The organism is Mucilaginibacter angelicae, from assembly GCF_042434235.1.
GTDB classification, from domain to species: domain Bacteria; phylum Bacteroidota; class Bacteroidia; order Sphingobacteriales; family Sphingobacteriaceae; genus Mucilaginibacter; species Mucilaginibacter angelicae.
In genome coordinates this window covers 1-9,241 of the sequence record NZ_JBHLTS010000003.1, presented here as the reverse complement: position 1 = coordinate 9,241, position 9,241 = coordinate 1, and the positions used below count along the sequence as shown (strand labels likewise).

The 9,241-nt window shown below is 39.5% G+C and carries 4 protein-coding genes; all 4 read left to right on the top strand.

All coding sequences use genetic code 11. From position 1 onward, the window contains the following. Positions 1-1,625: condensation domain-containing protein (locus tag ACFFGT_RS00240; RefSeq protein WP_377020475.1), on the top strand; the 1,625-nt coding region annotated here is incomplete at its 5' end. Positions 1,626-1,642: 17 nt separating this feature from the next. Continuing rightward, on the top strand, positions 1,643-3,487 hold the full coding sequence (locus ACFFGT_RS00235) for a TauD/TfdA family dioxygenase (protein WP_377020474.1): 1,845 nt from the start codon (positions 1,643-1,645) through the stop codon (positions 3,485-3,487). A gap of 75 nt (positions 3,488-3,562) precedes the next feature. After that, the gene (locus ACFFGT_RS00230) at positions 3,563-8,542 is read left to right on the top strand and encodes a non-ribosomal peptide synthetase (protein WP_377020473.1); all 4,980 of its coding nucleotides are present in this window, start codon (positions 3,563-3,565) and stop codon (positions 8,540-8,542) included. Beyond that, on the top strand, positions 8,461-9,241 hold a 781-nt coding region (locus tag ACFFGT_RS00225), incomplete at its 3' end, for an AMP-binding protein (RefSeq protein WP_377020476.1). The genes ACFFGT_RS00230 and ACFFGT_RS00225, both read left to right, overlap by 82 nt.

Sequence of the window (9,241 nt, the reverse complement as noted above, 5' to 3'; positions counted from 1 at the left end):
AAAATATCCTTGGCAAGGAAGGGATCGGGATAAACGATAACTTTTTTGATCTTGGAGGTCACAGTTTGAAGGCAACGCGTTTGGTTAGCCAGATCCATAGGGTGTTTGAGGTAAAAGTTTCGTTGCGTGACCTGTTTAACCATATGGTGTTGGAAGATCAGTCCAGGTTGATTGATAATGCAGTAAAAACGGCATATCATACCATCCCTGAGGTTGCTGCATCCCCGGATTATCCATTATCACTGTCACAGCGGCGGTTATGGATCCTGAGCCAGTTATCAGAGGCCAATGTGGCTTATAATATGCCGGCGGCATACCATATATATGGTGATTTAGATTTAGATAGTTTTAAAGAGTCATTTAATTGGCTGGTTACCAGGCATGAAATATTAAGAACAACTTTTAAATTATCAGATAGCGGCGACCCAATACAAATCGTACACAAACAAGACGAATTTTGTCTGGATATCAATGAAATTGATTATAGCACATTACCAGATCAGGCGGCAGCATGTAAATTATTGGTGGATGAGAATATTAATTATCTCTTTGATTTAGAAAAAGGTCCTTTGCTACGAGTGCAATTAATAAAATTGGAGAGGCAAAAGATCCTTTTTTTAATCAATATCCATCATATCATTTTTGATGGATGGTCTTTAAATATTTTGGTAAATGAACTATTAACTGCTTATTATCATAAATGCAGGAAAAAAGAGATTAACATAAAGCCGTTAAGAATTCAATATAAAGACTATGCGGTTTGGCAAACCAAAATGATTTCCGGCAACAAATTGGATAATATGGTTAGATACTGGAAGGAAAGGCTTGGAAGTCCTTTGCCAATTCTAAATCTACCGTTAGATTTCAAAAGACCGGATCACCAATCATTTACCGGAGGTGCATTTCAATTTTCTTTATCGGAAGATTTATCGCAGAAATTACTGAAAATGAGTCAGGACTATCAGATAACTCTTTTTTCTTTAATGTTTGCCGCCTACAATGCTCTTCTGTACAAAATAACCGGCCAGACTACCATAATCATTGGAACCTCTGTAATAGGCAGGAATCACCCGGATCTTGACCCCCTGATTGGCTTCTTCATTAATACGATGGCTGTTAAAACTGATATGACACCTTCAGAGTCGTTTAAAGATTTAGCTAAAAAGATCAACAATAGCTTATTAGCAGATTATGAAAATCAGGAGATTCCGTTTGACATGTTGTTGCAATACCTGGATATCGATCGCAATCTTTCAGTTACACCTGTTTTCCAATCCCGGTTTGTATTTAATGATTTAGATGCTAATAAATTGCCTGAAATAGCACAGGGCAACGATCAAATTGTTTTTGCTGAAATACCTGCTGCATTAAACAGGGCAAAATTTGAATTGACGACCAATATTCACAAAGCAGGCAATGTGATAAAGGGTGTTATGGAATATCGGGTAGACCTTTTCTTAGAAAAATCAATTGACCGGATAAGTAAACAATTCATTAACCTATTGGAAGATATCACTTCATCTGAAGACCAGGCCCTGTATTCTTTAAAAATAAGCAGGGAACGCGATCCTTTAGATAAAAAGAGCAGCATGAAAGAAATGTTAATGTCAAAAAAATATCTATAATCATAATATAAATGAATATGAAAATTGATAAAAATTCGCTGTTGAACCTAAAATCAACCATACCACAAGCCATAAAATTTACAACCACAGGAGATGTTGAGTCATCTTATTTAAATACAATTAACGGACCAATAAAAACTTTTAAAGCAGGTGAAATATCAGATTTGATTGGCTGGGCAGAAAAAAATAAAAATCTAATCCTGAATACACTCGATCAACACGGTGCTTTATTGTTTCGCGGATTTGATATCCGGACGGAAGCGCAATTTCAAAGCTTTGCGAAGCTTTTATGGTTAGAATTATTGGATTATGTTGAACCTTCAACTCCAAGAAACAAGGTAAGCTCAAAGATTTATACATCAACTGAATATCCTCATGATCAATACATACCTCAGCACAATGAACAGTCTTACAGCCATCATTGGCCACAAAAAATCGCCTTTTTTTGTGCTAAGCCATCAGCTATAGGAGGTGAAACACCAATTTCCGATAGTCGGAAAATTTTTGATGGAATTGATAGGTCGATAAAAGAAGAATTTAAAAGAAAAGGGGTCATGTATGTCCGGAATTTTTACGATGAAATGGATTTATCATGGCAACATGTTTTTCAAACTAATGAGAAAGATCAATTAGAACAGTATTGTAAAAAACGAGGTATAGCTGTTGAATGGAAAAGAAACGGCGGCTTAAGAACAAAACAAATCTCCCAGGCTATTATCGAACATCCGCGAACAAAAGAACCACTTTGGTTCAATCAGGCCCATTTGTTTCACCATTCAAATCTGGGACCTGAAATTAGCGAATATTTATTAGGGAAATATGCTCCGGACGAATTACCCCGAAATGCTTTTTTTGGCGACGGAACTGAAATTCCGCTGGCAGCATTGAACGAAATCAGAAATGTATACGCTAAAAATCAATTGACTTTCGCCTGGGAACAATCAGATATCCTGATTTTGGATAATATGCTTTACACTCACGGCAGAAATCCTTTTGAGGGAGAAAGAAAGGTTTTGGTTGCAATGGCCGAACCCGTCAGTTCGAATCAAACTGCCGAAAGCACCATCCAGGCAAATAAGGAGGCTGTATCGCAGGCGAGACGTAAAACAGCGAGCTTTTACATCAATAGTGGCTCTCAGGTTTCCGAAAGCGATCTTAAGTTCAGACTTGCCGCCGCGTATCGGATGATGGTTACCGAAAATTTGGATGAGGGAGGCATAAGCGGTCACATTACTATGCGCGTCCCAAATCAACCCAATGCTTTCTGGGTTAATCCATTTGGTTTGCTTGCAGAAGAAGTTACTCCGGATAACCTAATAAAAGTTGATAAACAAGGTAATGTTATTGAAGGAGATTATCCTGTTAACGTAGCGGGCTTTTGTATCCACGCGGCTTTACATGAAGCTTATGCCAATATAAACTGCGCTGTACATTGTCATTCGCCCTGGGGAACATTGTTCAGTTCGTTAGGGCGTAAAATAGAACCCGTAGACCAGAATTGTTGCCTTTTTTTTGAAAACCATGCAGTGTATGATCATTTTAACGGTCCCGTGAATGATCCGGAAGATGCGCTTAACATAGCTAAAACTTTAAACGGAATGGATGCAATCATCCTGAAAAATCATGGTGCCATTACTTGTGGAACAACGATCGAGTCTGCCGTTATGAGAATGATATCAATGGAATCAGCATTTAGATTAAATGTGCTGTCGATGCAGTTGCCTGATATTAAATTGATTAGTCCGGACGTTGCAAGGCTCACAAGAGAATGGATTGGTAATGATATAGGTTTTTCCATAGAGTTTAATGCATTACTCAGAAAAATTGAGAAACGTTATCCAGAATTCAAAAGAACGCTTTAACATTTAAAAAACTTAAATCAGAAACGTCACAGCAGCCTGTTGTGTGAAGTGCCTACATCGACCTAACTCATTTATATGGAAAACTTATTATCATACAGAACATCTCCTCAGCAAAAAAGAATTTTACCTAAAAACCGCGTTCTATTTTACCAAAAACTCTCGCAGGTTGTAATTGAATCAACCTTTGAATTAAACGAAGGCTTTTTAAAAGAGGCAATCTCGAATACCATAGCGGCAGATACGATTTTAAGAACTTCCTTCTTTTATCCTGATTCATCTGCTGAGCCTGTTCAAGTTTTACATGACAAAGGGGATTTTATATTTTTTACTTTAACTGATACAACCTGGCAAGATCATATCAGGCAAGCAGCCCAGCAAACTTTTAACCTGGAGACCAGCACACTGCTCCGGGCGGATCTGATATACCATGAGAATAATTCAGTATTGATATTGACCGTTCCCGGTTTTTGTGCAGATTTTGAAGGACTAAATGTCCTTGTGTCTTCAATTATAAAAAATTATCAAAAATTAGTTGCTCCTGATGCAACTGATATAGCGAAAGATGAGGACTTGTTTCCCTATCTACAGGTTTCTGAATGGGAAAACCAACTTATTGATTCTGACGACTCTGGAGATGGACTTGCTTATTGGAAAGCGAGGCCCGTCACTATAAATCCTCCCGAATTTAGAATTGCAAACTCTGGTTTAACCGACAACGACGAACAGGAAGACTACACGATAGACATAAACTTATCAAGTGCTTTTAATAAAGATAGTCGCGATCTTGAAATACTTCTTGGATTTTGTTGGTACCTGACGATTTGGAAATATTCCGGCAACCAGCAATTTACTTCGGGACATGTAAATATAGGGCGTGATTTTGATGAACTTTTCTTCACCCAGGGAGCGCTTAGCTTCTGCCTGCCTATATCACTTGATCTGACCGAGAGCAGAATGGTGAGAGATATTTTACAAGAATACGCGCTTACTTTAGAGAAAAACGGAGAGTATAAACTTTTCTATCATTTGGTGGATAGCGCTGAGCAGGAGGGTTTCAAATATACATTCGAATTTTCAGACCAACGTGTTTCGAAAGATACTGAAAATTACGGTCCGGGTTTCCGGGTGTTAAAAAAGATTGTTGATGCAGATGGCGCTTTGATTCGATTGCGCAGTTCGGTGTATGAAAATGAAATAAGAGCGGTTTTTTCCTACAATAAAAAGCATTTTACAAGCGCCAGTTTGGATTTGATCTCAAATTCTTTTAAAACAATTATTGACAAATGTTTTTCAAATCCGAATGTAGTGTTAAGGGATGTGGACGTGATGGAGGAGCATGCCGCATGGACATTATTGGAAAAATTCAATATAACCGATCAAAGAAGTGAAGTTACAGGTATACCGATTGACGCGATTTTTAAGCAACAGGTAATAAATTACGCTCATAATACAGCCCTGGTTACCGCTGAGGGCGCATTAACCTATCAACAATTATATGATAAAGCCATTTCTGTGGCTGCTCATCTTCAAACGGAATATGGCTTAAAAAAAGGCGATAAGCTGGTTTTGCTATTCAATGAAAATGAATATTTGGTTATAGGGATACTTGCTTCGATTTTAACCGGGGCAACATTTGTGCCTGTTGACCCTGCAAATCCTAAAGAGAGAATTAAATTTATAATAGGAGATTGTGGCGCAAATATTTTGTTATCAGATTCCGGAATTGAAAATACTGAGCTAAGTTCATTAATAAACATTGTAAATATTGATGGGATTGCGGTTTCGTACAATAATATATGTAATGGGGATAGTATTAGAGGTACCGACCAGCCGTTATATATAATCTATACATCCGGAACTACTGGCAAACCAAAAGGGGTTGTGATTCCGGATAGGGGTGTTTGCAATTATTTAAGCTGGTTACAAACATCACTTGAAATCAATAATTCTGATATATCCGTTCTGTTATCATCTTATGCGTTTGACCTGGGCTATACTTCAATATGGGGAACATTATTAAAGGGCGGGTGTTTGCATTTGGTTGATAGTAAAATAATCAGGTCTCCTGAGGAAATAATAGAATATCTGGTTGATTCGAAAATAACTTTTATAAAAGTTACGCCATCGCTTTTTAGCACCCTCATACATGCTTCAAACCTTTTGAGATTAAAAGATTCTTATTTAAGGTTAATAATCCTGGGTGGAGAATCGATCAGGACCGGCGATTTGGAGTACTTTTTATCTATAAAACCCAATGTTGACTTTGTTAATCATTACGGACCTACTGAAACAACTATTGGTACCATTGCAACAATAATCGATAAACAGAATTTTTTAGATTATAAGTCAAATCCTGTTATCGGTAAACCTATTCCAAATAATTTCGTTTGCATCCTGGATCAAAATCTTAAACCCCTGCCCCCTGGCATTGTTGGCGAATTATGTGTGTCTGGAATGGGGCTTGCTTTAGGCTATGTAAACAATGTTGAACTCTCAGATATCAAGTTTGTTCCAAGGCCAGATCAACCGATGGTTAAGATGTACCGTACTGGCGATCAGGCATGCTGGATGGAAGATGGTTCTGTTTTATTTATAGGTAGAAATGATGACCAGGTTAAAATAAGAGGTTACAGAGTAGAACTTAATGAGGTACAGCAGGCTATATTGAAATTGGCATCAATTGAGCAAGCGGCAGTTTTAGCCATTGAAAACGAAGGAGCAGGTAATGAATTAGCCGCCTACTATAAGTCTTATGAGCCTATTGATATAGAAAATATACGGGCATTTTTAAAAAGTCAGCTTCCGGAGGCATTTATTCCAACTTATTTTATAAAGTTGGATGAGATTCCGTTAACCGCAAATGGTAAACTAAATAAGAAAGACCTCCCCAATCCGCTCCATATTCTTTCGGTATCCAAATCCAGGAAGTTGCCTTCAAGCCAAACTGAGATGAAACTTATTTCTCTTTGGCAAGAGATATTAAAGCAAAACAACATTGGGGTACAGGACGATTTTTTTGATTTAGGAGGCCATAGTTTGAAGGCTATTCAGCTGTCTTCACAGATTCACAAATTGTTTGAGGTTAAATTAGACATTGGTAAGATTTTTTCAAATCCAACGATTGAAGCTTTGGGAGCACTTATCGATGATTCTACTGTTACTGCGTATAAAACGATAGCCCGGGTTGAGGAAAAATTGTTCTACCCAACATCTCATGCGCAAAAAAGGCTTTGGATACTGAGCCAATTTGAAGGAGGTTCAACCGCATACAATGTACCAAGTGGCTATGTTTTGAAAGGTTCGGTGGATATAGCTGCATTAGAAAAAGCTTGCAAACTGTTGATAGATCGCCATGAAAGCCTTCGCACATCATTCCATACTGACGATGATGGCCAGATTTGGCAATCGGTGACTGATATTAACGATCTGGAGTTTTCTATTGAACGGATTGATCTAAGAGATATTGAGCAGTATCCTGATAGGATACGTGAGGTAGTTCAAAATGATTTTATAAAGCCTTTTGATCTGCGGTCAAAAAGTTTATTGAGGATTTCCTTATATCAAATAGGTGATAACAAATGGATATTCACTTACGTCATGCATCACATCATTAGTGACGGCTGGTCAAGACGAATCCTTATTAAAGACTTGTTATATTTTTATAATGCCATTGTACGGGAGGGAAATATATCATTAGAAAAACTTCCTATACAATATAAAGATTATACGGCCTGGCAATTAGAGGAGCTGAACGAAGGCGCTTTAACCTCTCACAAAGCTTACTGGCTAAATCAGTTTGCAGGAGATCTTCCTGTATTGGAGCTTGGTAGTAAACCCCGGCCAGCTATTAAAACTTTTAATGGAGGCGTAATTAGCCAACTGATAAACAAGGAAATTACTCAAAATTTCAAAACAATTGTTCAATCAACCGGCGGTTCTCTTTTTATGGGCTTATTGGCAGCGGTTAACACATTACTTTACCGGTATACTGGAAATGAAGACATTGTTTTAGGAAGCCCGATTGCCGGACGCGAACATGTAAATTTAGAAAACCAGATTGGTTTTTTTGTGAATACTCTTGCTTTGAGAACTCGTTTTTCAGGAACTGAAAGTTTTGAAAAGTTATTATCAATTGTAAAAGAAGTTACCCTTGGAGGATATGAACACCAGATTTATCCTTTTAATGAGTTGGTAGATGAATTGAAACTATCACGAGACCTGAGTCGTAGTCCGCTATTTGATGTGATAGTGGTATTACAGAACATAGATACTTTCGGGGATACAAATGTTGAACCTATTGACGGATTAGAAATAGACTTTATTGACTTCGAGGAATCATCAAAAAGCAAGTTTGATCTCACCTTTGCCTTTAAAGAGTCTGATGAAGGTATTCATTTTAGTTTGGCGTATAACAGCGATATCTACAGCCGAGAGATGGCAGAGCGCTTATGCGGTCACCTGGAGCGGCTGCTGCCGGCGGTATGTGGTTCACCGGATGTACCGGTTTCGGAGTTGGATTACCTGAGTGCTGCAGAGCGCAAAGAGCTGCTGGAAAGCTTCAATGATACGGCGGTAGCCTACCCTGAGGAAGAGACGCTTGTTTCGCTTTTCGAGGCACAGGCAGCGCAGGCCCCCGGATCACCTGCACTGGTATTCGGAGAACAGACGCTAAGCTATTCGGAACTGAACGGTTTGTCAAACCGGCTGGCGCATTTCCTGCGCCTGAGGGGTGTAGGCCGTGAGGACCTGGTTGGGATTTGCCTGGAACGTTCTTTAGAAATGATCGTGGCGATCCTCGGTGTATTGAAGGCAGGAGGTGCATATGTACCGGTCGATCCGGGTTACCCTTCAGAGCGGATCAGTTATATGCTAAAAGACAGCGGTTGTAAGGTACTGATAGATGACTCCCTGTTATCGGAATTCCGGTCGTCATTAGCTGAATATGGTGCAGATAACCTCGCAGGTGTAAATGAATCGAGGGACCTGGCGTATGTGATCTACACCTCAGGCTCAACAGGCAAACCCAAANGCTGGTTAAATCGGGCAATTATATAGATCTGAAACCTGATGCTAAACTTTTATCAACAGGGGCATTATCATTCGATGCAACGACCTTTGAGTATTGGGGTATGCTGCTGAACGGGGGCACGTTAATTATGTGCAGCCAGGAAACTTTATTAAGTCCGCCATTACTATCATCAGAAATCAGCCGGAATCAAGTAAGCATCATGTGGTTCTCTGCGGGTTGGTTTAATCAGTTGGTTTCGGAAGATAAAAGTTTGTTTAAAGGGCTGAAAACGATCATCGTAGGCGGTGACCGTCTGTCAGCGCTTCATATAAGCGAGTTACGTGAATTATATCCTGGCCTTGAGATCATTAACGGTTATGGCCCAACCGAAAACACAACATTTTCATTAACCTATAATATCTCGTCGGTGAGCGGCGATCTCCCAATCGGAAAACCGATCAGTAATAGTACGGCCTACATCTTAGATGCCGGTTTAAAGTTACAGCCTGTAGGGGTAACGGGAGAGATCTGCGTAGGCGGGGCCGGAGTTGCGAGGGGTTATTTGAACCGCGAAGAGCTGAGCGCTGAGAAGTTTATTGCCAACCCATTCAAGACCGGGGAACGCCTATACCGCACGGGGGACCTTGGCAGATGGCTCGCGGACGGCAATATAGAATACCAGGGACGTTTAGACGACCAGGTAAAGGTTCGGGGTTACCGGATCGAGCTTGGTGAGATCGAAAGTG